This is a genomic window from Xenorhabdus sp. PB61.4 (assembly GCF_963894935.1).
Lineage (GTDB): Bacteria > Pseudomonadota > Gammaproteobacteria > Enterobacterales > Enterobacteriaceae > Xenorhabdus > Xenorhabdus stockiae.
On the sequence record NZ_CAWQJR010000176.1, the window covers coordinates 1 to 25,257 of the forward strand.

Here is a 25,257-nt window from a genome sequence, read left to right on the forward strand (position 1 = left end):
TAAATAGGCTGTTTGATATTAATTATATGATTAAAATGAAATTAATTTTATGTTGAGCAATAATGCTATATTAATATTTTCGCTGCTATTTTTTAGGTAAAAGTACACCAACTTCTTTCCAGCACTCTCTGGTAATGTGTGCGATATTCTTGCCAAATAATCTTTCTGCACTCTTAATAGTTAATGTAGCGAACTCATCAAAAGTGGCATATGAAGATAAACGATTATCTAACAAAGTTTCATACCAGATTTTTCCGGCTTTCTCCCATGAATAACCTCCCAGTGTAATTGCGAGTAAGTAAAATGCCTTGTTCGGGATCCCTGAATATATATGAACTCCTCCATTATCCAGCGTAATTGGTAGCTCTTCATATTGATCCATATGAGCAACCTGCCTGTCGTTGGAAAACGCTGTACCCGGCCTTATAAATGAGCGTAAGGCAATATCAGGTTTATTTTCTGGGTTAAAACGAGGGCCCAGTATTCCTTTTCCCAATAACCAGTCGGATTCATCCGCTCTTTGATTATTGGCATACTGTTTTACCATTATGCCAAATGCATCTGAAATAGACTCATTCAGAGCACCAGACTGGTAGGCATAGTAGAGGTTAACTTCATTTTGAATAACTCCATGCGTTAGTTCGTGTGCTACCACATCAATAGCGGAGGTAAAACGATTGAAGAACTGACCATCACCATCACCGAAAACCATTTGCTTTCTTGACCAAAAAGCATTTAAGTAATTTTTACCATAATGAACAGTGGCAACTAATTTCAGCCCTTGGTTGTCAAGTGAATTGCGATCAAAAATCTTACTATAAAACTCATGAGTTTTTCCAAGGTACTCATAGGCTTCATTAATGGCAATATCATTGCTGTCAGGCATACCTTCACTTCGGATTAATTTCTTTCCGGGGAACTCTTCTTTCTGTTCTGCATCATAGATAGTTCTGTGTAATTTTATTTTTTCATCATATTTTATTTCATATTCCGGCTGTGGAATACCTTCCAATACCGTAATATTCATTAAATTATAAACATGATCTAATGTTTTTAATACATATTGGTTGGTACACTCGTCACAGTGATTTGATATTTGTTCTAAGACAAATGGAGGAATTAAACTGCATCTATTAATTGCTTGTCTGTCCATAATTATCCCCTTTTTTGTCAGTGCTATGTTTATTGTTTTGGGCGCCCATTTGCATACTATCGATAATTAAAGTGATAGTCATTAGGGTAAATATTGACTTTTTATAACAGAATATTGTTAATGAAATGCTATCAATAAATTTATTAATCTATTGATATAAAAGCAGGGTTTCAATATATACAATTAAACTCAAGATGCGTAGCCAGCAAAGAGATAACTTGAAAGACGAAGTGTATATTCAATTTTAAATTTAGATTAGAGTAGTGATAAATAGCCCAATACATATTTATGCTATTGGGCTACTCCCGGATTTATTTATATCCAATCTTTTCTTATCAGAAATGATGTATAGAGCTCTTCTTCGGGAGAACTTGGCTCAGGAGAATAATTATACTCCCAGCGAACTAAAGGGGGCATGGACATCAGTATAGATTCTGTTCGTCCGCCACTTTGCAGGCCGAATAATGTTCCTCTATCCCAGACTAAATTAAATTCAACATAGCGACCACGGCGATATAATTGGAATTGCCTTTCCCGCTCTCCCCAGCTGATATTTTTTCTTCTTTCAACAATAGGTAGATAAGCTGACAGGAAACCATTTCCCACAGCTTGAGTGAAATTGAAGCAAGTATCAAAATCGGGGCTATTTAAATCATCATAAAACAGTCCGCCAATACCGCGAGGCTCATTACGATGCTTAATAAAGAAATAATCATCACACCATTTTTTATATGTGGGATAAATATCCTCACCAAATGGCTGGCATAACGTACTGGCAACAGTATGCCAGTGAACGGCATCCTCTTTAAAGCCATAATAGGGAGTGAGATCAAACCCGCCACCAAACCACCAGATGGGGGACTCACCTTCTTTTTCGGCAACAAAAAAGCGTACATTAGCATGACTGGTCGGAACATAAGGATTCTGGGGATGAATAACAAGGGAAACCCCCATTGCCTGATAGCTTCGCCCAGCCAGTTCAGGGCGGTGAGCTGTTGCTGACGAAGGCAGGGAATCTCCGGTTACATGGGAAAAGTTCACGCCTGCCTGCTCAAAAACTTTACCCGATTTTAAGACACGGCTGCGTCCGCCACCTCCTTCCTCCCGTTGCCAGCACTCTTCGATGAAATGGGAATGATCATCCAGACGTTCAAGTTGTTTACAGATTTCATCCTGTAATGAGAGGAAAAAAGTCTTAACTTGAGATATATTAGCTATATTCATTTCTGCTTTCATTCTGGTTAGTTTATGGCTATAGGCAGTATACCTGTTAGTATCAATGAACGCATTTTCATATTGATTCCGAAATGAAAGTAGTAATTATTGACATTAAACTGATTGCTTATTAAACAGGCTGACTAACTATGGAAATTAGGGTATTTCGGCAAGAAGATTTTGAAGCCGCTATCACGCTTTGGGAGCGTTGTGATCTGATTAATCCCGGTGATGATCCAGAGCTCGATATTGAGCGTAAGTTAACTCATGATGCTGATTTATTTCTGGTTGCCGAAGTGGCGGGAGAAGTTGTTGGGACTGTAATGGGTGGCTACGATGGGCATCGTGGTCATGTTTATTATTTAGGTGTCCACCCCGAATTCAGGGGCAGAGGCATTGCTAATGCATTGGTTTCCCGTCTTGAGAAAAAATTATTAGCGAGAGGTTGCCCTAGTATTCTAATCATGGTTCCAGAAGAGAATGATGCCACAATTTGTATGTGTGAAAAAATGGAATATGATTATTGGGGGCAGGAACATACTGTATTTAATAAGCGTCTGATTATTGATTAAATATTTAAGGTAAATGGCTGAGAAATATTATGTTGTTCGGCCATGAACTGTATCTTTATATAAAAAACTCAATAATTTCCTCGCTGTTCTTTTTATCAAATAATGGAGTTCGAATTTATATTTGCTTTCTGTAATGAGATTTTTTGATATTAAATAATCTTCACGTTCAATTTCAGGTGTAATCACAACCTGGATATTTCCATTGCTATCTTTGAAGAAATAATAATGATATTTAATTGGTAATTCAGGCTTGTTTATTAAGATACTCCAATTGATTAAAGGAAGATTGCAGACTTTATTATCCTTTATATTCCCGGGTGTCTTTTCATTTTCCTGAATTATAATGTCTTTTTTTATATCATTTGTCAGATATAGCATTTGAGGTATTGCTGTTTTTGGCATATCCCTTGTTGTTACAAAATGGTTTGTTACAGTAGAGATATCCAGAAAATCAATAAATGTTGGGATCATTGCCGCCGCCACGCACTTTCACCATTGGTTTATATTTATTCCATGTTCCGATATGATATCTACCTATTTGTAAATAATTGCACAATGGACTTATAAAACTGTATTTTTATCTGTCTTTTTTATATGCCTCTGTAATTAAGGAGGTTATTCATTCTTAACTTGCTGTTTTTGAATGATATCAATAATAAGATGTAAGGATAGACAAAGGTAATTAATTGTAATGAAAAGATATTTTTTATTTAGCCTGTTATTTAAAAAAAGAATTATGGCGTTCAGTGGCCTGATCGGTGGTTCATTGTTATTAACTGCCTGTGCAGGAACATCAGGGTTTTCATGGTCTTCCCTGTCTCCATTAAATTGGTTTAGCCGTACTCTGGAGGTATCTGAACAGGGGGTAGGGGAAATCAATAAACAAACAGATATGAACTTATCTGCCATTCAGCAGGGGTTGGATAACAGATATCGCTTGCGCAGTGGTATGGAGATGAAAAATGGCAAATTTTTCAGTGTAATACAGGGTATAGAGGGAGGTCAGGTCAGGATTGAATTATCGGGTCTGAATAATGGAAAGGTGGCCCATATTATCATTCTGGATGAAGGGATTAAGACCGCTTGGGGAACAAAAATAGGTACATCTTTTTCTACGCTGTATGACAAAGCTTATGGTGCCTGCCAGCGTTCCGACGACATAATAACTATGCAGCAGGAGATTGTCTGTATTGCTCCCCAAAGCCAAAATATCAGTTACGTATTTACGGGAACATGGAATGGTTCGGAAGAGTTGCTGCCTCCTGATGATGTGCTGAAAACATGGAAAATTTCCCGCATTATCTGGAAAGCCAACTAAAAGATATATCTAATAAATTTCAAATTATTGTGGCGGCAAGGGAGCGCTGCCAATAAAGAGGTAATTTGAACGATGGAGGTGATACAGGAAGTATTTTAATCAAGTCAATATTCCGGTCGACAAAATCAGCTCCAGTATGTCAGGTGTTAATTCCTCCAGCCCTCAGTTAATAACCCTTTATTTTTTATAGCTTATCTCGTTTCATCATTTCTCATAAAAATTCGGTATATAAAACAGGAGGTAGTTAACTATCCTGTTATAAATATTCTGGATACAGTATGGATAAATTATTGTTAAAAACAGTCGTTAAAAAATTCTTGCTGAATAGCTTGATGGGTAAGGTTTGAATGAAGCTTGTGGTCGAGTTACTGGGTAATTCTGATAAAAATTTACTTCAACACTGGCAATGTGTGGGAGCAACTTTGAGAAATGGGTGCCAATAATGTTTGTTGCATCCAGTAAACGAGTATTACCCGGATTTGGGCTGAGTCTGGGTTGTAGCCTGCTTTATACTTGCCTGATCCTGCTATTGCCGCTAAGCGCATTAGTCATACAACTTTCCAGCATGACATGGGAACAATATTGGCAGGTCATTGCGAATCCACAGGTTGTCGCAACTTATCAGGTGACTTTATTGGCGGCTGCTGTCGCCAGCTTATTCAATATGTTTTTTGGCATGCTAATGGCGTGGATACTTACCCGCTATCGTTTTCCGGGGCGCAATCTGCTTGATGGATTAATGGATTTACCCTTTGCATTACCAACAGCAGTCGCTGGACTAACTCTGGCAACTCTGTTTTCTACAACCGGATGGTATGGTTCTTGGCTTGCTCATTTTGATATTAGAGTCGCCAATAGCTGGCTGGGGATTGCGGTTGCGATGGCATTTACCAGCCTGCCTTTTGTTGTTCGTACCGTTCAGCCGGTACTCGAAGAATTAGGCCCTGAATATGAAGAAGCTGCTCAGACATTAGGAGCGAGTCGCTGGCAGACTTTTCGGCGGGTTATTTTGCAGGAAGTCTCCCCTGCATTGATAGCAGGCACAGTGCTCTCCTTCACTCGTAGTCTGGGAGAATTCGGCGCAGTTATTTTTATTGCGGGTAATATAGCGTGGCAAACTGAAGTGGCTTCCCTGATGATTTTCGTCCGGTTACAGGAGTTTGATTATCCCGCTGCCAGCGCGATTGCTTCAGTTATTCTTGCGGTATCACTGTTATTGCTGTTTAGCGTTAACTTATTACAAAGTCGCTTTGGTAAGCGGATTGGGGGGCGTTAGTGGCTGATTTTTCTGAATACACGCAGATGATGCGCCCTTCAATAAACTGGGGGAAATGGTTCCTGATTGGGGCGGGAATGGTTATTTCCATCCTGTTTCTGGTCATTCCGATAGCGTGGATTTTTCTGACTGCTTTTTCACAGGGAATCGATATTCTCGCCCAAAATCTTGTTGACTCCGATATGCTCCATGCTATCTGGCTGACTGTGTTGATCGCGCTTATTACAGTTCCTATTAATCTGGTTTTTGGAGTAGTTACTGCATGGCTGGTAACCCGCTTCCAATTTCCCGGCAGACAATTGTTGCTGACATTAATTGATATTCCATTCGCCGTTTCACCTGTTGTGGCTGGGTTGCTTTATCTGCTGTTTTACGGTGTTAACGGTTGGGTGGGGGAATGGCTGGGAGACTATGACATCCAGCTAATGTTTTCATGGCCGGGTATGGTTCTGGTCACGGTATTTGTTACATGTCCATTCGTTGTCCGTGAATTGGTGCCGGTAATGCTGAGTCAGGGCAGTCAGGAGGATGAAGCGGCAATATTATTAGGGGCTTCTGGCTGGCAAATGTTCTGGCGTGTGACATTACCGAATATTCGTTGGGCATTGCTGTATGGCATTGTTTTAACTAATGCCCGGGCAATTGGTGAATTTGGTGCGGTATCTGTGGTATCCGGCGCAATCAGAGGGGAAACATACACTTTACCTTTGCAGGTTGAACTGCTTTATCAGGATTACAACACTGTTGGCGCATTTGTGGCGGCGGCTTTACTGGCAGTTATGGCGATTATTACCCTGATTGTCAAAAGTGCTTTGCAGTGGCGTTTGAGTCATTTGAATCGCCAGTAAATGAAGGTCGGGAGCAGGATATGAGTATTGAAATCAGCAAAATCAGTAAATCTTTTGGTCGTGTTCAGATACTGAATGATATATCACTGAATATTGAATCTGGTGAAATGGTTGCTTTGCTTGGCCCATCAGGCTCCGGCAAGACGACTTTACTGAGGATTATTGCCGGACTTGAACAGCAGAGTGCGGGGCAACTTAAGTTTCACGGTAAGGATGTCAGTCAGGTACATGCAAAAGATCGGCAAGTTGGTTTTGTTTTTCAGCATTATGCTCTGTTTCGTCATATGAGCGTGTTTGATAACGTTGCTTTTGGTTTAACTGTACTTCCCCGGCGCCAGCGACCTGAGCGAGAGGCGTTGCGCCGCAAGGTCATGTCGTTACTTGATATGGTGCAATTATCCCACCTTGCCGATCGCTATCCGTCACAGCTTTCTGGTGGCCAGAAACAGCGAGTAGCATTGGCAAGGGCACTGGCTGTTGAACCTCAGATCCTCTTACTGGATGAGCCATTTGGTGCTCTGGATGCACAGGTTCGAATGGAATTACGCCGTTGGTTACGCCAGCTTCATGAAGAATTGCAATTTACCAGTGTGTTTGTCACACATGATCAGGAAGAGGCAATGGAAGTTGCTGATAGGATTGTAGTGATGAATCAAGGCGCTATCGAGCAGGTTGGCACGCCACAGCAGGTATGGAAAGAGCCGGAAAGCCGTTTTGTGATGGAATTCATAGGCGAAGTGAATCAGTTACATGGTGAGATTAAAGGCTCTCAGTTGTGGGTTGGCGGAAAAACTTTTCCATTGGAAGTGGCACCATTGCATCAGGGAAGTGTTGATGTATTCCTGCGCCCGTGGGAGATGAACCTCAGTACACAACAAACATCATCCTGCCCTTTGCCTGTTAAAGTGACGGAAGTTAATCCACGAGGGCATTTTTCACTGTTGTCTGTCCAGCCTGTTGGTTGGGGAGACGAGAGTTTATCGGTTATCTGGTCGGATAGTTCATCAATTCCAGTTCGTGGCAGCCAGTATTTTATGGGAGGCAAAGGTGCCCGCCTGTATGAAGGAGATTCACCATTAAAAGTATTAAAACTCGCTGAATCTGCTTAATTTTTCATTATTCTCAAACCCCTGGGTTTCCCCTGCTTTCTACAAGAAAACAGGGGTTTTTTATTTAGAGCTTGCGACAGTTTTCTGAATACGATTATTCTGTTGCCTATTCTCATATGTGATTCAGGTAATGCAGTGGCAAGCTTAGAAAATTTTATCGGTAATACTCCGTTGGTAAAATTACAACGGGTTACTGAAAGTATTGATGCAGAAATTTGGGTGAAACTTGAGGGCAATAATCCTGCTGGCTCTGTAAAAGACAGGGCCGCTCTCTCAATGATCCAACAAGCCGAACTACGGGGAGAAATTTCACCGGGGGATGTCCTGATTGAAGCCACGAGTGGCAATACAGGCATTGCATTGGCGATGATTGCAGCAGTAAAAGGTTACCGGCTTAAGCTACTGATGCCTGAAAATATGAGCCTTGAGCGTCAGGCATCAATGCGGGCTTATGGCGCTGAATTAATTTTGGTCAGTAAAGAATTGGGAATGGAAGGCGCCAGAGATTTAGCACAGCAAATGGAGCTGAATGGCGAAGGGAAGGTGCTTGATCAATTTAATAATCCAGATAATTCACTGGCACACTTCAAGACAACAGGGCCGGAAATTTGGCAGCAAACGCAAGGGCGTATTACCCATTTTGTCTCCAGTATGGGCACAACCGGCACTATTACCGGAGTGAGCCGTTACCTGAAATTTCAGTCAGATAATATACAAACCATAGGATTACAGCCGGCAGAAAACAGCCATATTCCCGGTATTCGGCGCTGGTCACCAGCATATATGCCCGGAATTTACCAAAAAGATCTGGTGGATCAAATACTGGATATTACTCAGAGTGAGGCGGAAACGATGATGCGGCTGTTAGCACAGAAGGAGGGTATTTTTTGTGGGGTGAGTTCTGGCGGAGCCGTTTCCGGAGCGCTACGTATCGCGGCTGAAAATCCGGGAGCCGTTATTGCGGTAATTATTTGTGATCGCGGCGATAGATATTTATCTACAGGCGTTTTTAATTAACTTTTTTATTTACTGAATTTAACTTAGTGAGTAAAGGTTATGTCCTTATTTTCAAAAACGATCACTGACTATTGGCAGTCTTCATTATTAAATGGAGAAATTATTTATAGTGATGATGTTCTTACTGTCGCTATTAATGCAAGACTGGCAGAGGAGGATCGTGTGATGGTGCTGGAAACTATTGATGGTCAAATTATATCAGTGCTGACTCCAGCACTGGCTGAAAAAGCAGGGCTTTATCATCAGGGCAAAATGTCTGAATCGACTTTTCGCCAGAAATTACATGAAGCAGCTATTACTCTCCATGGTGCAGATTATATTTTTTATTTTTCAGAAGAAGAAAAGAAAAAATTATTGCAGGAAAATATTGGTAGCACGTTACGTCAGCTAATAGAAAAAGAGGATGAAAAGGTTTTTTCAACGTTTCAGTCTGCTGCTTCTGAGGAGGATTTGGATAATGCTTATGTTGAGCTGGATCACTGGGCTGTGTTCGGCTCTTTTGAACAAGACAGTCTGATTTGTGCTGCCAGTATGTACCCGTGGGACGATGCGCTTATTGCTGATATGGGGGTTCTGACTTTAGAACCTTTTAGAGGAAAGGGCCATGCCAGACAAGTTGTGCGTGCAATCAGTAAACATGCTTATATTCAGGGATATGAGCCTCAATACCGATGTCAGATTGATAATTTTTCATCTTCGGCATTGGCAAAGTCTGTGGGATTGACGTTGTTTGGCAAATGGGAAATGGTTTCTCCTGATTCAATTAACTAATAAAGAAATCGCCTCTGTTTTATCATTTAACCCGATAAAACAGAGGCGACCCACAACAGCTTACCAGTGATGTATTCAGCTACTTCTTAATTCGCATGATAACAGATTCACCAACGACCACTGATCCACTGACTTTAGATAATTCTTTGATTTCATCCATGTTAGAGATAACAACAGGAGTTAAGGTTGACTTGGCTCTTTCTTCCAGGAACGCTAAATCAAACTCTAAAACCAAATCACCTTTCTGTACCCGCTGGCCTTCTTCGGCAATCCGTTTAAAGCCTTCACCTTTCAGTTCAACGGTATCAATACCGAAGTGAACGAAAAGCTCTATCCCGTTATCAGATTCGATGGAAAAAGCGTGATTAGTTTCGAAGATTTTACCAATGGTGCCATCAACAGGGGAGACAATCTTATTACCTGTAGGCTTGATAGCGATACCATCACCTACAATTTTTTCCGCAAAAACAACATCCGGAACATCTTCGATATTAACTATCTCACCTGATAATGGGGCGATAATTTCAATACTGCCGCTGTTCTTTTTATCATCTGAAACTAATGATTTCAGTTTATCAAGCAGACCCATAAATCTTCTCCTAATTGTTTTAATGGGACCGTGTACTGGCTAAGGTGCTGTCTTGGTCAATTAACTTAGCAGAGTGTTTTTTCTCTGATAAAAGTATCAACCAATTCCATCAACTCCTGTGCAGTTGGCTGAGTTAAAGCTTGTTCTGCTAGCGCTTTTGCATCACCGTAATTCGCATTACGAATGATTTTCTTGATGCCTGGAATGGATATTGCACTCATACTGAATTCATCCAGCCCCATGCCCAGAAGCAATAGTGTAGCACGCTCATCTCCAGCCAGCTCACCGCACATGCCCGTCCATTTACCCTCTGCGTGTGAGGCGTCAATCACCTGTTTGATCAGGTTCAACACTGCTGGCGACATTGGATTATAGAGATGAGAAATCAGCTCATTACCACGGTCTACCGCAAGAGTATACTGAGTTAGATCGTTTGTCCCAATACTAAAAAAGTCAACTTCTTTTGCAAGATGTTTAGCAATGGTTGCAGCAGCAGGCGTTTCTACCATGATGCCGACTTCAATCGATTCATCGAACGCCTTATTTTCATTACGTAGCTGATCTTTAAGCATCAACAGCTCTGCTTTCAGTTCCCGAATTTCTTCAACAGAAATGATCATTGGGAACATGATGCGAAGTTTACCAAATGCAGAAGCTCGCAGAATAGCACGTAACTGAGAATGTAATATTTCTTTGCGATCCAGGCAAATGCGGATTGCACGCCAGCCAAGGAATGGGTTCTCTTCTTTGGGCAGATTCATATAAGGCAGTTCTTTATCACCGCCGATATCCATAGTACGGATAATAACAGCCTGATTACCAACGGATTCGGCAACAGCCTTATAGGCTTCAAACTGTTCTTCTTCAGTTGGCAGAGAATCGCGATCCATAAACAGGAACTCGGTACGGTACAAGCCGACGCCTTCTGCTCCATTACGTTCTGCACCTGCAATATCACGCACTGTGCCGATATTGGCGCAGACTTCTACCTGATGACCATCCAGCGTAATGGCTGGTAAATCCTTCAGTTTTGCTAATTCGGTTTTTTCTGACAGGTATTCGTTTTTGATTTTTTTGAGTTGTTCAATTTCGGTGTCAGATGGATCTATATAGATATGATTATTAACAGCATCCAAAATCAGGTAGCTGCCATTTTTAATCTGAGTTGTTGCGTTAGTTGTCCCAACAATTGCAGGCAGTTCCAGAGAGCGAGCCATAATTGAAGTATGAGATGTCCGGCCACCTAGATCTGTAATGAACCCCAGCACTTTATCCAGATTAAGCTGTGCTGTTTCTGAAGGTGTCAGGTCATTTGCAACCAGAATAACTTCTTCCGCAATGGAGCCTAAGTCAATAATCGGCATACCCAGAATATTTTTCAGCAGGCGTTTACCAATATCACGAACATCAGCTGCACGCTCTTTTAAATACTCATCATCCAGCTCTTCCAGTGCCTTGGCCTGATCTTCGATAACAGAGTGAACGGCGGCATCTGCTGTAGCCAGATTTTTCTTTATCAGCGTAATAATTTCCTGTTCCAGCTCCTCATCTTCCAGCAACATGATGTGGCCTTCGAAGATTTCGGCTTTTTCTGCACCCAGATTTTTTTCGGCTGTATTTTTGATGACTTCTAATTGAGCAGAGGCTTTATCCCGGCCTTGTTTAAAGCGGGAAATTTCTTGTTCGACCTGTTCAGGAGTGATTTTTTTATGATTGATAATGATGGGGTCTTCTTTCAGCAATAATGCCTTACCGAAAGCAATACCTGGTGATACTAAGATGCCTGAAATCATACTATATGACCTTAACTGCGGGTGATTATATTTCATTGCGCCTTCAGAGGCAGGCTCTAAATATCCCCAGATTTTGTATTCCGGGGATGGTACTGGATGAAATAGACTGGACTGATATACTCGTTGCCTTTCAAGTGGGTTCTTTTTTGGCTGCACTTACTATAGCAACCGTTTTTATAAGAATACGGTGCTCTGTACCCTAAAGGTTAGCTCCCTTGCCATTGTGATTCCACTTGAAATCCATTGAGTATGAGTGAGTGATTATTCCAGTTCACCCATCAGTTTCACTAAATGTTCAACAGCTTGTTGTTCATCTTCACCTTCAGCAGAGATTGTAACAACAGTTCCTTGAGTCAGTCCCAGCGTTTGCAATTTAAACAGACTTTTCGCACTGGCTGATTTGCCGCCAGAAGTAAGAGTAATATCGGAAGAAAAACCCTTCGCTTCTTTAACAAACTGTGCAGCAGGGCGAGTGTGAAGGCCATTTGGTGCAGTAATAGTAACTTCTTGCTGGAACATAGTATTTCCTCAATAACTTAAATTTTTGTTGGTAAGCCAAGAGAATACTAAAACTAGTTTAGCTGGATTAATCCTGACTTGTACAACCGTTAAATTAATAATGATATATGCCTTTACTCTTTCAGGTCGTTTTTTAGCGGCTTTATGCATTTGCAGCCTTGATACAGCACGAAATCCATAGGTATAAAATGCATTAAATCATTATCAAAAAATTAACATATTTGATGCCACTCTATTGTTGACTGGATGTTAATACACACTAACCCAATATGAGTTGAACCAAACAAGATTCTTTATGGCAGTCTTACGATTAATTTCGTGCATCAAAATAATTACTGGTTAAATACTAAAGCTGCCTGAATAAATCATCTAAGAAAGTTTTAAACTTTGATCTGATGCACAAAAAAGCACCCTTGAGGTGCTTTTTTGTCAATAAAGTTGAAAAAGGAATGAGGTGAAGATTTAATCGTTGGCTAAATCGGCAAACAGTGCAGTGCTCAGGTAACGTTCAGCAGAAGAAGGCAGAATGACAACAATATTCTTATCCTTGTACTCGTCTTCCTGTGAGAGTTTAATGGCCGCAGCAACCGCAGCACCTGAAGAAATGCCAGAAAGAATTCCTTCTTTTTCAGTAACTTCGCGAGCTGTTTTAATGGCTTCTTCGTTACTGATTTTAAATACACGGTCAACTAATGTTAAATCCAGGTTATCAGGGATGAAACCTGCACCAATTCCCTGAATTTTGTGTGGGCCTGGTTTCAGTTCTTCACCTGCCAGTTTTTGGCTGATTACGGGGGAATCCTCAGGCTCGACGGCAACAATTTTTACTTGCTTCCCTTGTGTATTTTTCAGATAGCGGGCAACACCGGTAATTGTGCCTCCTGTACCTACCCCAGCGACAAAGACATCAACATTCCCATCGGTATCTTCCCAAATTTCTGGCCCTGTTGTTTTTTCGTGGATTTCAGGGTTTGCCGGGTTACTGAATTGCTGTAGCAGAACATAGCGTTCAGGAGCACTGTCACGGATTTCATTCGCTTTATCAATAGCACCTTTCATGCCTTTAGCGCCTTCGGTCAGCACTAATTTTGCTCCCAACGCTTTTAGTAGCTTGCGGCGCTCTAAGCTCATGGTTTCCGGCATTGTTAGTGTCAGTTTATAGCCACGAGCCGCAGCGACATAAGCAAGAGCAATACCCGTATTACCACTGGTCGGTTCGATAAGCTCTTTATCCTTTGTCAAAATGCCACGTTTTTCTGCATCCCAAATCATGTTGGCACCGATACGGCATTTCACACTGAAACTCGGATTTCGGGACTCTATTTTGGCCAGAATGCGACCATTTCCGAAATTTTTCAGGCGTACCAGTGGAGTGTGACCGATGGTCAACGAATTATCTTCATAAATTTTGCTCATTGTCCGATTGCCCTTAAGATGCTCATGAGTTGTGATTAATTAACCATACGCGAACAGCTTATGAATGGAAATAAAGTTTCAGTCTATTCTTATTATATAAAAGAATATTTAACGATTTCTTAGAACATGCTGAGCACGGTAACGATCAACCCACATAGCCGTAGCGCCACAAACTGCAACAGGCATAATGAACAAATTGATGACTGGGATCATCGTTAATATACTTACTGCCGCTCCAAATTGCAGGTTGTCAATTTTGTCCTGTCGCAGGGTATTACGCATACCTATAAAACTGACCTTGTGGTTATCAAAAGGGTAATCGCAATATTGGATAGCCAGCATCCAGGCACTGAAAATAAACCAGAGAACGGGGGCTACAGTTTGCCCAACACCCGGAATAAAATACAATAATAATAGAGCAATAGCGCGAGGGAGGTAGTAGAGGATTTTGACTATCTCGCGTTTCAGAATACGGGGAACATCTTTCAGTAAATCAAAAATGCCTGTATCGGGTGCAGGAATGCCAGTTAATTGCGCTTCCAGTTTCTCTGCTAATAACCCGTTAAAGGGCGATGCAATAAAATTTGCCAGTGTGCTGAAAAAATAGGTAAAAATAAGCAAAACAGAAATAACAGCCAGCGGCCATATTAAATAGCTGAGCCATTGCATCCAGTCCGGTACTTTATCTAGCGCCCATTGTATCCAACCATCCATTTTCTGATATAGCCACCAGAAAGCACCACCAATCAATAAAATATTAGCCAGTAAAGGCAATAAAACGAATCTTTTGATGCCCGGGCGGGTTACCAGATGCCAACCTTGTACAATATAATGAAAACCGCCTAGATGTTTTGGCAATTTTGTCGAATTCGTCATATTTTCTTATTCTCTCCTGAGTGATTGAGACGGTATGATATAGGCAGGATTTTCCACTGACCAGTGGTTTAATGTGTAAAAAACATTCGAAAAAACAGGGGATATCTCTCTTTATGATAAGAAAAGTACACAGAGGCTTGCACTTGTGCTATTTGACAAATACTCTTATCTAAAGAATATTCAGCCGTGGTGGCAATTAATTTAAACAACAGAGATAGCAATGATGCAGGATTTGCGTCTGATATTAATCGTTGTTGGTGCGATAGCCATAATAGCTTTGCTATTACATGGGTTGTGGACCAGCCGTAAAGAGCGTTCGTCACTCTTTCGTGATCGCCCAGTGAAACGTCGTAAACAGGAGCGTGAGAAAGAGTCAGAGGATAATGATGGCGATGAGCTGTTTAATAATCCGTCAAATTCACCTGTTCATGAATCAGCGAAATCTCGCCGTGAACATCGTGAAGAGCCGGTTATTGAGCGTAATGCACCTGATTTGTCAGAAGTAACATCGGATAATGGAATCGATCCTTTACTCTCAAAACAACAACCTGAAGCACCAGTGGCAAAAGAGAATGCCATTGATGAAAGCCAGAAAGAATCGCAGCTTGGCCTGTTTGAATCTGCTGAGCAAAATGGTGCGGAAGGTAAGGGCGCGGAGGCTGTCAGCGAGCAGTCTGAGTTGGAAAATGCTGCGAAAACTGAAGCTGAGCAAGCTAAGAAAGAGACTGTGTTGGTACTGCATGTAGCGGCTCATCATGGTCAGGAGCTGAATGGCGAAGTGTTGCTTCAGAGCATTTTACAGTCCGGTTTCCGTTTTGGGGATATGAATATTTTCCACCGCCACCTTAACCCATCGGGTAGTGGTGCAGTACTGTTCAGTCTGGCTAATATGGTTAAGCCGGGGTCATTTGATCCGGAACGTATGACTGATTTCAGCACTCCGGGGATCTCCATGTTTATGCTCGTTCCTTCATATGGTGATTCTAATCAGAATTTTAAACTGATGTTGCAGGCAGCACAGCGTATTGCTTCTGATGTAGGAGGAGTGGTGTTAGATGCCGAGCGTAAGATATTAACACCGCAAATGATTGAGAATTATAAGGCACGTATTCGTAATACACTCAGTGCTCAGGAATAAATTTTCTTTTTAGTATTAAGCCCCCGCTCAGTCGGGGGTTTTTCATCTCTGGTGAGAAGTCATGAAAAATATTATTCAAAAAATTAACGAACTAAGAACAACATTGCGTCATCATGAGTATTTATACCATGTTATGGATGCACCAGAGATCCCGGATGCGGAATATGATCGCTTAATGCGGGAACTAAAATCACTGGAAGAACAGCACCCGGAACTGATTACTGCGGATTCACCTACTCAGCGGGTCGGCGCAGCGCCATTAACTGCATTTGAGCAGGTGCGTCATGAAATCCCGATGTTATCTCTGGATAACGTATTTGATCAAGAAAGCTATTTGGCGTTTGATAAACGCGTTCGTGATCGTCTGAAAGACAGCCGTGAACTGGTATTTTGCTGTGAACTCAAACTTGATGGTCTGGCTGTTAGCCTATTATATGAAAACGGCGAGTTAGTGCGGGCCGCTACCCGTGGCGATGGTACTACGGGAGAAAATATAACCGCTAATGTTCGTACGATCCGGGCAATTCCGCTGCGTTTGAAAGGAGACAATATTCCAGCTCGTGTCGAGATCCGTGGTGAAGTCTTTATGAAGCAGGCAGGTTTTGAAAAACTCAACGAAGAAGCCCGTAGGACAGGTAATAAAGTATTTGCCAATCCTCGCAATGCCGCAGCCGGATCATTGCGTCAACTTGATCCGCGCATTACAGCCAAGCGCCCACTGACTTTTTATTGTTATGGTGTTGGCGTTATTGAAGGCGGAGATTCTGAAAACGGGCAGCTGCCAGCAAGCCATTACGGGCGCCTGATGCAATTCAGGCAGTGGGGGCTTCCGGTCAGTGACAAAGTGAAATTATGTCAGGGAACCCAGCAGGTATTGGATTTTTACCGTGAGATAGAGCAACAGCGCCCTGAGCTGGGTTTTGATATTGACGGTGTTGTTATCAAAGTTGACTCCCTTGAACTGCAGGAAGCATTAGGATTTGTAGCCAGAGCACCTCGCTGGGCGACGGCATTCAAGTTTCCGGCACAAGAACAAATAACCATAGTGCGGGATGTTGAATTTCAGGTAGGGCGTACGGGAGCTATTACGCCGGTTGCACGTTTGGAGCCGGTACAGGTTGCAGGTGTAATCGTCAGTAATGCCACTTTGCATAATGCAGATGAAATTGAGCGTCTGGGGCTGCGCATAGGTGATACTGTTGTTATCCGTCGTGCGGGTGACGTTATTCCACAGGTTGTTGGTGTCATTCAGGAAAAAAGGCCAACAGAGAGTCAGGAAGTTGTTTTCCCGGAGCATTGCCCTGTTTGTGGCTCTGATATTGAACGTGTTGAAGGGGAAGCGGTAGCACGTTGTACCGGTGGATTATTCTGTGGTGCACAGCGTAAAGAAGCATTAAGGCATTTCGTTTCCCGCCGTGCAATGGATGTGGATGGAATGGGAGAGAAAATTATTGAGCAGCTGGTTGATAAGGAATATGTCAAAACTCCGGCTGATCTTTTCCGTCTTACCGCAGGGAAATTAACAGGTCTTGAGCGTATGGGACCAAAATCCGCTCAAAACGTAGTAAATGCGCTGGAAAAATCCAAGAAAACAACCTTTGCCCGTTTTATTTATTCACTGGGAATTCGCGAGGTCGGAGAGGCGACGGCTGCTAATTTAGTTGCTCATTTCGGTACACTGGAAAAATTGCGCATAGCAGATACGCAAGCTTTAATTGCTGTTCAGGATGTGGGAGAAGTTGTTGCCAGTCATGTGGTTAATTTCTTTAATGAACCACATAATCAGGCAGTCATTGATGATCTCATCAATAATATTGGTATCCACTGGGAATCGACAGAAGTGTCGCAACCCGCAGATATTGATAGCCCATTTGCTGGTAAAACTGTGGTGTTAACCGGATCACTAAGCCGTTTATCCCGGGATGAGGCTAAAGACAAACTGGCAGCTTTGGGGGCTAAAGTTACAGGTAGTGTTTCCAAAAAAACCGATCTGGTGATTGCTGGTGAAGCAGCTGGTTCTAAATTAGCGAAAGCCACAGAGTTGGGGATAGCTGTCATTGATGAAGACGAAATGCTTCGTCTTTTAGGTGAGTAATAAGTAGGGATGTAATCTTTAGAAAGGCGCTATTTGAGGTTTCGGTAGCGCCTATACTTTGCATACATGATAGCCATGTTCTGGTTAAAAGTGTGATCCGGTTTGCTAAATTTAGGTTTTGTTACCTCTTGTATAATAAATTAATGTGATAATTATCACGATTTATTATCGTATATTACGAAATGCGGTTATAAATTTGCACCTCGTCAGATTTGGAGTTCCTTTTATGTCTCATATTTTTCATTTTGTCCTCGCTTTAGTGCTCATTGGTGGCCTGGCGATTTTGGCGAGTAATAACCGGAAGGATATAAAGGTCCGGTATATTATTCAGTTACTTGTTATTGAACTTGTTCTGGCGTGGTTTTTCCTGAATTCGAATGCCGGATTAGGGATCGTCAAAGGGTTTGATAATCTGTTTGTTCACTTGCTGTCTTATGCTGCAGAAGGTACTAACTTTGTTTTCGGTGGTATGATTGACGCAAAACTGGCATTTTTCTTCCTGAACGTACTTTGTCCTATCATCTTTATTTCCGCCCTGATTGGTATTTTGCAGCACATTAAAATTCTGCCGATTGTCATTCGTGCTATTGGTACAGTTCTGTCCAAAGTGAATGGTATGGGGAAACTGGAATCTTTCAATGCAGTCAGTTCATTGATTCTGGGCCAGTCAGAGAATTTCATCGCTTATAAAGATGTATTGGACAAAATGTCTGAACGCCGGATGTACACCATGGCTGCAACCGCGATGTCTACAGTATCTATGTCTATTGTGGGTGCTTATATGACGATGCTGGATGCAAAATATGTGGTTGCAGCTCTGATACTTAATATGTTCAGTACCTTTATCGTTCTGTCCCTCATTAATCCTTACTCTGTTAAAAGTGAAGGGGATATTCATATGAGCAACTTGCATGAAGGGCAAAGTTTCTTTGAAATGCTGGGCGAATATATTCTGGCGGGTTTCAAAGTAGCATTGATCGTATCGGCCATGCTGATTGGTTTTATTGCTCTGATTGCGGCTATCAATGCTGTCTTTGATATGGTATTTGGCATTACCTTTCAGGAATGTTTGGGCTATGTTTTCTACCCGTTTGCCTGGATTATTGGTATTCCTGCTGATGAAGCACTGAAAGTAGGCAGTATCATGGCGACTAAGCTGGTTTCTAATGAATTTGTTGCTATGCAGGGCTTACAGGAAATTGCCGGGCAATTGAGCGAGTGTTCAAAAGGAATCTTGTCGGTATTTTTAGTTTCTTTTGCCAACTTCTCCTCTATCGGAATTGTCGCCGGAGCTATCAAGGGATTGAATGAAAAACAGGGAAATACTGTTGCACGTTTTGGTCTGAAACTGTTGTTTGGTTCAACACTGGTGAGTTTCCTGTCCGCAGCCATTACCGGACTGGTAATGAGTTTTTAAATTCACAGTGACCTGTGTTTCAGAATGAAAATGGCATCTTACAGGTGCCATTTTTTACATAAAGAAAAGGCTTAAAGAATGGATAAAGAAAATCTACTGGAAATTGCTAACACAGTAATGCCATTTGGAAAATATAAAGGAAGAATGTTAATTGATCTTCCGGAAGAATATCTGCTCTGGTTTGCCCGTAAGGGGGAATTTCCACAAGGCAAGCTGGGGGCACTAATGGAAATGACCCTTGCAATTAAGATTGAAGGGCTGGATTCATTGGTAAAACCATTGAAAAAATCCTAACTAACCGTAAGTTGGATCAAGTGGCGCTATCGGTGATGAAATATCGATTAGTGCACCACTTTTATCCTTGATTAACATGCGTCGCTGCCCATAAGGTAAGTCACGTGGTGGTTCGATAATATCCAGCTTAAGTGTTTGGGCTTTTTCAAAATAAGAATCAATATTTTCCACAACAAAAGTGATAATCACTCCCTGACACGGCTTTTGGTATTCTTCAGGAATAAATTCACTTGTTTTTAAAAAAGCAGAAACTTGCTCATTTGATTCAGAAGACATGGAGATAAACCAGTAGGATTCATATTCAATGTTAAACTTCAATAAGTTAACAAATAAATCCTTCGTACTTGTTAAATCTTCAGTTAGAATATTAACTAACATATTGATCTACCTTTTTAAAATCGCTGAAACTATACTTAGTTTTAAACTATTTTATGTGGTTGTAAATTTATAAGAGCATTTATAATGTATGTTTAAGTATTCTCTTAAATTTTAAACCTAATACTATTGAGAGAGTGATACAGTTTATTAATAAGCCAAAAACAAGCCCATACCAAAAGCCAATCAAGCCCATTTTCTCTGTAACCAAGTTTGTTAACCCTAATGTAAAAGCCAAAGGCACGCCAATAAACCAATAACCGAAAAGAGGAACATAGAAAACTATTTTTGTCTCATGAAACCCACGTAAAACCCCTGATAATATGGAGTGTATAGAATCAAATAGCTGAAAGAAGAATAAAAAGATGATTACTCCAAGAGCTATATTTATTACAAGGGTATCTTTTGTATATAAACTGATAATATGTTCAGCATAAAGGAAAAACATGATTCCTAGTACAAGAGTAATAAATGTAGTGGATATTAAAGAGAGTAAACTAAATCTTAGTGTTGATGAGTAATCTTTCTTAGCACTCAAGTAGCTTATTTTTACTGTTGTAACAGCAGACAATCCACCGCCAATAGTTATTATCATGGATGATATTATAATTATAATATTATTAGCTGCAATATATACGGTGCCTAAAGTTGCAATGCCAAGTGAAATGGCATCAATAAATATCACTTCAACAAAGAGTGCTAATCCACTTGGGATACCGATCAAAAACAATCTTTTTAATCCTGAGTTGAGTTTTAGAGATAATTTAAATCTGTATTTTTCATATTCTTTTTTTCGTAAAAAATAGATAATCAGCAAAATAGCACTGAGAGTGTTGATAATTGCAGTTGTGATCCCAGCTCCTACTCCGCCCATTTCTGGTACGCCAAATTTACCAAAAACGAAAATGTAGTTTAAAGGAATATTGACTATAAGAGCAAAAATAGAGATATACATTGCAACTTTGGTGTTTTCAAATGCTTGCAACAAAGAACGAAAGACATTGAATATCATCACTCCCGGCACACCAAATGCCATAGCTGTAATATAATCTTTTGTGATGTGTACAACATCTTCATCAATACCAATAAGCGATAAAAGCTGAACCGCTAATAACAAGAAGGCAACGATAGGAATCGATAAAATCAATGCAGCAGATATGTAATTATTAACACACTCTTTAATTCCTTCGATATCATTATTTGCCCGAAGTTTTGCAACATCAGCTGATAGCATCAGGATAACGCCAAAACCCAATACAAAGATGGGAAACCAAATACTACTCCCCAGCGATACGGCAGCGAGCGCATTTGTCGAGTAGTGGCCTGATACGACAACATCCACGGCACTCATTGCTATTCTGGTAAGCTGCGTTACTATGATTGGGGTTGATAGTAAAAAAAGATACTTTATATCGTTCAATAAGACAGTTTTTTGCATAGTTTTCCCTGTAAAAATATTATTTTTTTAATTACCCTGTATTAATTGCAACATAATAGAATGATTGTATAAGTGGCTACGGATTTTATTTTTTTGAAAGTTTATTACTGAGTGGCTGTGATAAATAATAGAAATGTTATTAGGACTGAAATTTTTTAGCTTAATTAAAACTAATGCTGATTATAATCATCAAATAAAAATTAATGCAACATATTGTTAACACTTTGTTCGTGAAATATCACTTTTATTATGTTTTAAGAGTATGGCTACTTTGGGGATTCTATTAACTATTTGATATATAGTTGATTAATTCTTTTATTCTATATTAATGACGGACAGATTTTTGTTGTAAGAGTAGTATTTTAACTTTTGTGATTGTATTTTCAGGTGATAACTATTTTTCATTATCAAAATAATTTATGTTTTTTTAATATGTTTTATGGTTTTTCTTTACATTGAAGATGATATGGGATTTTTGATTTTATCAGGTTTATACTAAATTATTTTAAGGTGGTAATATGAATATTGATAATAATATGGTTTTTTCTGAGAAAAAAGAAGAGTTGTCACCTATTACTGTATCTATACCTGATGGTGCTGATGTTATTGTTGGTCAACATATATATCTAGTCGTAACAGTGAAATCACCACAGGTTAAGTCTATTAAGAGTATCACAATAGATGTTCCAAATAATAATATAGTGGTAAAAAAGGAAGAAGACTGGAAGCTCATTGATGATGCCTCTGGGAAAGCTATATTTACATTGGAGATTGATGATAAATTGTCATCAAATACTTCAATTAGCTATACGGTTCATGCTTATTCGGATAAGAATGTTGATGTAGAGGGAATTGCACCTTTGAACGTTGGTTATATGACAAAAAGAATGAAGAAGAATAGTGTGATTTCATTAAATACAGAAATAGAAGTTCTCGATACATTAGATGCACCTAGTCCTATTGATGATCCAAATAGTAAATATAATGTTTATTCCGGTGTAGTAACTGATGAAAATAATAATCCATTAATAAATACTCAAGTGATAATATCATCTGTATCTCGACAGAAATCATTACATCTTGCTAATATAACAACAGACCCAATTAATAGTCACACACCGGAACTTATTGAAATTCAAAAGCGAAAATCTCTTCCTGATTTTATTGCGATTAATAGTGATGAAAGTGGAAGTATAAGATTTCGTATTTATTCTAAACAAGGGTTTAGTGGTACAATTGATTTTACTACTGAAATTTTGGGGGTAATTAATCCAACATATGCTGAATCCGCGTATATTGTTGGGAGTTATGAATCTTCAACTTTCCATCTCCAGAATCCATTGATACTTGGAATTTTACCAGGGGGAATTGTTAGAAAAAAATCTGGAGTTAAAGAATTTAAAGTAGGTGTTCCAGAATATAAAAATCCCAGAATTGATGATGCTATTATATTCTTGATGAAGGATGAAAATAATAAAATAATCCAATTTAAACCTGTACATTATGTGGATGATGTCCAAAATATTGGGGGATATAGTTTTCATTTATCATATGAAAAAATACCATTTAATAAGAAAATGGATTTTTATTATATAATCTTAGATTTCGCTGGAAATTATTCTTATTCCAAGAAATTAAACGTTATCTTTGAAGATGATTCAGGAGCTGGGACTAATCCCAATAATGGAGGTAACACAGGAAATGGAAATCATTGCGACAACGGTCTCTATAACAAAGTCGATGTAGACTCAAATTATGAAGATGGTAAATTCAGTTTAAAAATAAAAAGCATCACACTGATTTAATGTTTTTAAAACACCTGAGTATCAAAAGAAAAGTAGGGCGATTTTTCTATACACGACCATAAGAAAAAATCCCTGAAAACTAGCGTCTTCAGGGATTCAGAATTTTGGTGGAGCTAAGCGGGATCGAACCGCTGACCTCTTGCATGCCATGCAAGCGCTCTCCCAGCTGAGCTATAGCCCCACAAATGTGGCGTTCCGAATCAGGATATTTTGGTGGAGCTAAGCGGGATCGAACCGCTGACCTCTTGCATGCCATGCAAGCGCTCTCCCAGCTGAGCTATAGCCCCAAATCAAAATCCTGTGGAACGGAGCGCATCATATGAAACCCAGAGAATTCTGTCAACGAATTCATTAGTATTCTATGTATAAGCGCTGAAAAAGCCATCAATATACCTGTTGTATTTCAAGTTGCCACTTTGTTGGCTGCGCTCATGCACCCCAGTCACATAGTTATCTATGCTTCTGGGGATGCGTCTACTTGCCGCTGTGATGTAACTCGAAATCCATTAACTATATAAAATTGTTACAGTTAATTTAGCGTATTGATTATTGCGCTTCACGCTGTGCGATATAAGCCAGTGCTTTATCAATACGAGCCAATGAACGAGCTTGATTGATGGCGTGAATGGTTACATCAACACTTGGTGATTGGCCTGCGCCAGTAACTGCAACGCGCAGTGGCATGCCTACTTTACCCATTCCAACTTCCAGTTCGTCAGCCGTTGTCTGAATAGCGTGATGAATATTCTCAGGTGTCCATTCGGTAATGGCTGCCAGTTTAGTGCGCACAACTTCTAATGGTTGACGCGCAACCGGACGCAGATGTTTTTTCGCGGCATCAGCATCGAACTCTGCAAACTCTTCATAGAAGTAACGACCAGCGCTAGCCATTTCTTTTAATGTCTTGCAACGTTCACCTAGCAGTTTGATCAGATCCACTAGCTCTGGACCTGTGCGGGTATCGATACCTTGCTGTTCAATATGCCATGCTAAATGAACGGCAACTTCTTCTGCTGGCAGGGTATTGATGTAATGATGGTTCAGCCAAAGCAATTTTTCAGTATTGAAAGCACTGGCTGATTTGCTGATAGCATCAAGGCTGAACAGTTCAGTCATTTCTTCAACTGTAAAAATTTCCTGATCACCGTGTGACCAGCCCAAACGTACCAGATAGTTCAGTAATGCTTCTGGCAAGTAACCATCATCGCGATATTGCATTACGCTGACCGCGCCATGGCGTTTGGACAGTTTTTTACCGTCGTCACCGAGGATCATAGAAACATGTGCATATTCTGGTACTGGCGCGTTGAGCGCTTTCAGAATATTAATCTGACGTGGTGTGTTGTTGATATGGTCTTCACCGCGAATAACGTGAGTGATTTCCATATCCCAGTCATCAATAACAACACAGAAGTTATAAGTTGGTGAACCATCAGTACGGCGGATGATCAAATCGTCCAGTTCCTGATTACTGAATTCAATCGGGCCACGGATGCTGTCATTAAAAATAACAGAACCTTCCTGTGGATTGCGGAAACGCACAACATGAGGTTCATCATGGCTGTGCTGGCACTCACTATCACGGCAACGGCCGTCATAACGGGGTTTTTCACCATTTGCCATCTGAGTTTCACGCAATTGCTCCAGATGCTCTTTGGAGCAGTAGCAACGATAAGCTGTACCATTGACCAGCATTTCATCAATAACCTGATTGTAGCGGTCAAAACGTTTAGTCTGATAATAAGGGCCTTCATCCCAATTCAGGTTTAACCAGTTCATTCCGTCCATAATCGCATCAATGGCTTCCTGAGTTGAACGCTCCAGGTCAGTATCTTCAATGCGCAGAACGAATTCACCTTTGTTATGGCGACTGTATAGCCAGGAATAAAGGGCGGTGCGTGCGCCACCAACGTGAAGGTAGCCAGTAGGACTTGGCGCAAAACGGGTTTTTATTTTACTCATTGGGAGTTGCCTTAATGACGTTCTACTTCTCAGAGAACGTTTTGGATGATTGAAGTAACAATTAAAATAACAATAGTGGGGAGCATTTTATCACTGGACTTCAATTCCTCAATGGCGTTGATGGTAGGTTATTGAGAAAAACCCAAATGCATTGCCTAAATGATAACCTTATGTGACTATAATTGTTTCATTCTGTGTAATTTTGCGACGAACGGAAATTTTAGCAATAAAAACCGTTGACTCACCTCGAACTATCCCTAT

General features: G+C 40.5%; 23 protein-coding genes and 2 tRNA genes. 12 read left to right on the top strand and 13 right to left on the bottom strand.

Annotated elements, in window-relative coordinates:
- Positions 1-85: 85 nt before the first annotated feature.
- Together AACX68_RS13855 and hemF are read right to left on the bottom strand one after the other, a co-directional pair.
- The gene (locus AACX68_RS13855) at positions 86-1,153 is read right to left on the bottom strand and encodes a M4 family metallopeptidase (RefSeq protein ID WP_228859510.1); all 1,068 of its coding nucleotides are present in this window, start codon (positions 1,151-1,153) and stop codon (positions 86-88) included.
- 315 nt (positions 1,154-1,468) lie between these two features.
- Positions 1,469-2,377 (bottom strand): oxygen-dependent coproporphyrinogen oxidase, encoded by a 909-nt coding sequence (gene hemF, locus AACX68_RS13860; protein WP_228859511.1) that lies wholly within the window; start codon positions 2,375-2,377, stop codon positions 1,469-1,471.
- A gap of 140 nt (positions 2,378-2,517) precedes the next feature.
- Here hemF and AACX68_RS13865 point away from each other — a divergent pair, with 140 nt between their 5' ends.
- Positions 2,518-2,940: a GNAT family acetyltransferase gene (locus AACX68_RS13865; protein ID WP_228859512.1), complete on the top strand. Its 423-nt coding sequence runs from the start codon at positions 2,518-2,520 to the stop codon at positions 2,938-2,940.
- Between the two features lie 27 nt (positions 2,941-2,967).
- On the opposite strand, the gene AACX68_RS13870 is transcribed toward AACX68_RS13865, so the two are convergent.
- A complete protein-coding gene (locus tag AACX68_RS13870; protein WP_228859513.1) occupies positions 2,968-3,423 on the bottom strand; it encodes a hypothetical protein in 456 nt (151 codons plus the stop codon).
- 208 nt (positions 3,424-3,631) lie between these two features.
- Between AACX68_RS13870 and AACX68_RS13875 the strand changes: the two genes are divergently transcribed.
- The 6 genes from AACX68_RS13875 (at position 3,632) to AACX68_RS13900 (ending at position 9,279) form a co-directional block, all read left to right on the top strand.
- Complete coding sequence (locus AACX68_RS13875) at positions 3,632-4,258, top strand: RpoE-regulated lipoprotein (RefSeq protein ID WP_228859514.1); 627 nt, start codon at positions 3,632-3,634, stop codon at positions 4,256-4,258.
- A 442-nt stretch (positions 4,259-4,700) separates the two neighbouring features.
- Positions 4,701-5,534: a sulfate/thiosulfate ABC transporter permease CysT gene (gene cysT / locus AACX68_RS13880; protein ID WP_228859515.1), complete on the top strand. Its 834-nt coding sequence runs from the start codon at positions 4,701-4,703 to the stop codon at positions 5,532-5,534.
- Positions 5,534-6,382: a sulfate/thiosulfate ABC transporter permease CysW gene (gene cysW, locus AACX68_RS13885; protein ID WP_228859516.1), complete on the top strand. Its 849-nt coding sequence runs from the start codon at positions 5,534-5,536 to the stop codon at positions 6,380-6,382. Before cysT ends, cysW begins: the two co-directional genes overlap by 1 nt.
- Before the next feature lie 20 nt (positions 6,383-6,402).
- Positions 6,403-7,491: a sulfate/thiosulfate ABC transporter ATP-binding protein CysA gene (gene cysA / locus AACX68_RS13890; RefSeq protein WP_228859517.1), complete on the top strand. Its 1,089-nt coding sequence runs from the start codon at positions 6,403-6,405 to the stop codon at positions 7,489-7,491.
- A gap of 135 nt (positions 7,492-7,626) precedes the next feature.
- Positions 7,627-8,508 (top strand): cysteine synthase CysM, encoded by an 882-nt coding sequence (gene cysM, locus AACX68_RS13895; protein ID WP_228859518.1) that lies wholly within the window; start codon positions 7,627-7,629, stop codon positions 8,506-8,508.
- A gap of 39 nt (positions 8,509-8,547) precedes the next feature.
- A complete protein-coding gene (locus AACX68_RS13900) occupies positions 8,548-9,279 on the top strand; it encodes a GNAT family N-acetyltransferase (protein ID WP_228859519.1) in 732 nt (243 codons plus the stop codon).
- Positions 9,280-9,358: 79 nt separating this feature from the next.
- Here AACX68_RS13900 and crr read toward each other — a convergent pair whose 3' ends face one another.
- From crr to cysZ, 5 genes are all read right to left on the bottom strand, one after another.
- On the bottom strand, positions 9,359-9,868 hold the full coding sequence (gene crr / locus AACX68_RS13905) for a PTS glucose transporter subunit IIA (RefSeq protein WP_099110538.1): 510 nt from the start codon (positions 9,866-9,868) through the stop codon (positions 9,359-9,361).
- A 65-nt stretch (positions 9,869-9,933) separates the two neighbouring features.
- Positions 9,934-11,661 (bottom strand): phosphoenolpyruvate-protein phosphotransferase PtsI, encoded by a 1,728-nt coding sequence (ptsI, locus tag AACX68_RS13910; protein ID WP_228859520.1) that lies wholly within the window; start codon positions 11,659-11,661, stop codon positions 9,934-9,936.
- 261 nt (positions 11,662-11,922) lie between these two features.
- Positions 11,923-12,180 carry a phosphocarrier protein Hpr gene (gene ptsH / locus AACX68_RS13915; protein WP_038262654.1) on the bottom strand — a complete coding sequence of 86 codons (258 nt, stop codon included), beginning with the start codon at positions 12,178-12,180 and terminating at the stop codon, positions 11,923-11,925.
- Positions 12,181-12,642: 462 nt separating this feature from the next.
- Positions 12,643-13,596, bottom strand: a complete 954-nt coding sequence (gene cysK / locus AACX68_RS13920; RefSeq protein WP_099122880.1) for a cysteine synthase A — start codon at positions 13,594-13,596, stop codon at positions 12,643-12,645.
- Between the two features lie 108 nt (positions 13,597-13,704).
- Positions 13,705-14,472: a sulfate transporter CysZ gene (cysZ, locus tag AACX68_RS13925; RefSeq protein WP_228859521.1), complete on the bottom strand. Its 768-nt coding sequence runs from the start codon at positions 14,470-14,472 to the stop codon at positions 13,705-13,707.
- 220 nt (positions 14,473-14,692) lie between these two features.
- Here cysZ and zipA point away from each other — a divergent pair, with 220 nt between their 5' ends.
- The 4 genes from zipA (at position 14,693) to AACX68_RS13945 (ending at position 19,416) form a co-directional block, all read left to right on the top strand.
- Positions 14,693-15,610, top strand: coding sequence for a cell division protein ZipA (gene zipA / locus AACX68_RS13930; RefSeq protein ID WP_228859522.1), 918 nt, complete (start codon positions 14,693-14,695; stop codon positions 15,608-15,610).
- 61 nt (positions 15,611-15,671) lie between these two features.
- Positions 15,672-17,705 (top strand): NAD-dependent DNA ligase LigA, encoded by a 2,034-nt coding sequence (gene ligA / locus AACX68_RS13935; RefSeq protein ID WP_228859523.1) that lies wholly within the window; start codon positions 15,672-15,674, stop codon positions 17,703-17,705.
- Positions 17,706-17,931: 226 nt separating this feature from the next.
- On the top strand, positions 17,932-19,122 hold the full coding sequence (locus AACX68_RS13940) for a NupC/NupG family nucleoside CNT transporter (RefSeq protein WP_228859524.1): 1,191 nt from the start codon (positions 17,932-17,934) through the stop codon (positions 19,120-19,122).
- A 78-nt stretch (positions 19,123-19,200) separates the two neighbouring features.
- The gene (locus tag AACX68_RS13945; RefSeq protein WP_228859525.1) at positions 19,201-19,416 is read left to right on the top strand and encodes a DUF3820 family protein; all 216 of its coding nucleotides are present in this window, start codon (positions 19,201-19,203) and stop codon (positions 19,414-19,416) included.
- Here the strand turns inward: AACX68_RS13945 and AACX68_RS13950 are convergent, their stop codons facing one another.
- Both AACX68_RS13950 and AACX68_RS13955 read right to left on the bottom strand, forming a co-directional pair.
- Positions 19,417-19,794, bottom strand: coding sequence for a VOC family protein (locus tag AACX68_RS13950; protein ID WP_228859526.1), 378 nt, complete (start codon positions 19,792-19,794; stop codon positions 19,417-19,419).
- 79 nt (positions 19,795-19,873) lie between these two features.
- Complete coding sequence (locus AACX68_RS13955) at positions 19,874-21,229, bottom strand: MATE family efflux transporter (protein ID WP_228859527.1); 1,356 nt, start codon at positions 21,227-21,229, stop codon at positions 19,874-19,876.
- 518 nt (positions 21,230-21,747) lie between these two features.
- Here AACX68_RS13955 and AACX68_RS13960 point away from each other — a divergent pair.
- Positions 21,748-23,034 (top strand): hypothetical protein, encoded by a 1,287-nt coding sequence (locus tag AACX68_RS13960; protein ID WP_228859528.1) that lies wholly within the window; start codon positions 21,748-21,750, stop codon positions 23,032-23,034.
- Between the two features lie 105 nt (positions 23,035-23,139).
- Here the strand turns inward: AACX68_RS13960 and AACX68_RS13965 are convergent.
- The 3 genes from AACX68_RS13965 to gltX all read right to left on the bottom strand — a co-directional run bounded on the left by AACX68_RS13965 (position 23,140) and on the right by gltX (position 24,996).
- Positions 23,140-23,215: transfer RNA gene (locus AACX68_RS13965), tRNA-Ala, on the bottom strand.
- A gap of 30 nt (positions 23,216-23,245) precedes the next feature.
- Positions 23,246-23,321, bottom strand: a tRNA-Ala gene (locus AACX68_RS13970).
- A 259-nt stretch (positions 23,322-23,580) separates the two neighbouring features.
- A complete protein-coding gene (gene gltX / locus AACX68_RS13975) occupies positions 23,581-24,996 on the bottom strand; it encodes a glutamate--tRNA ligase (RefSeq protein WP_228859529.1) in 1,416 nt (471 codons plus the stop codon).
- Between the last annotated feature and the right edge of the window lie 261 nt (positions 24,997-25,257).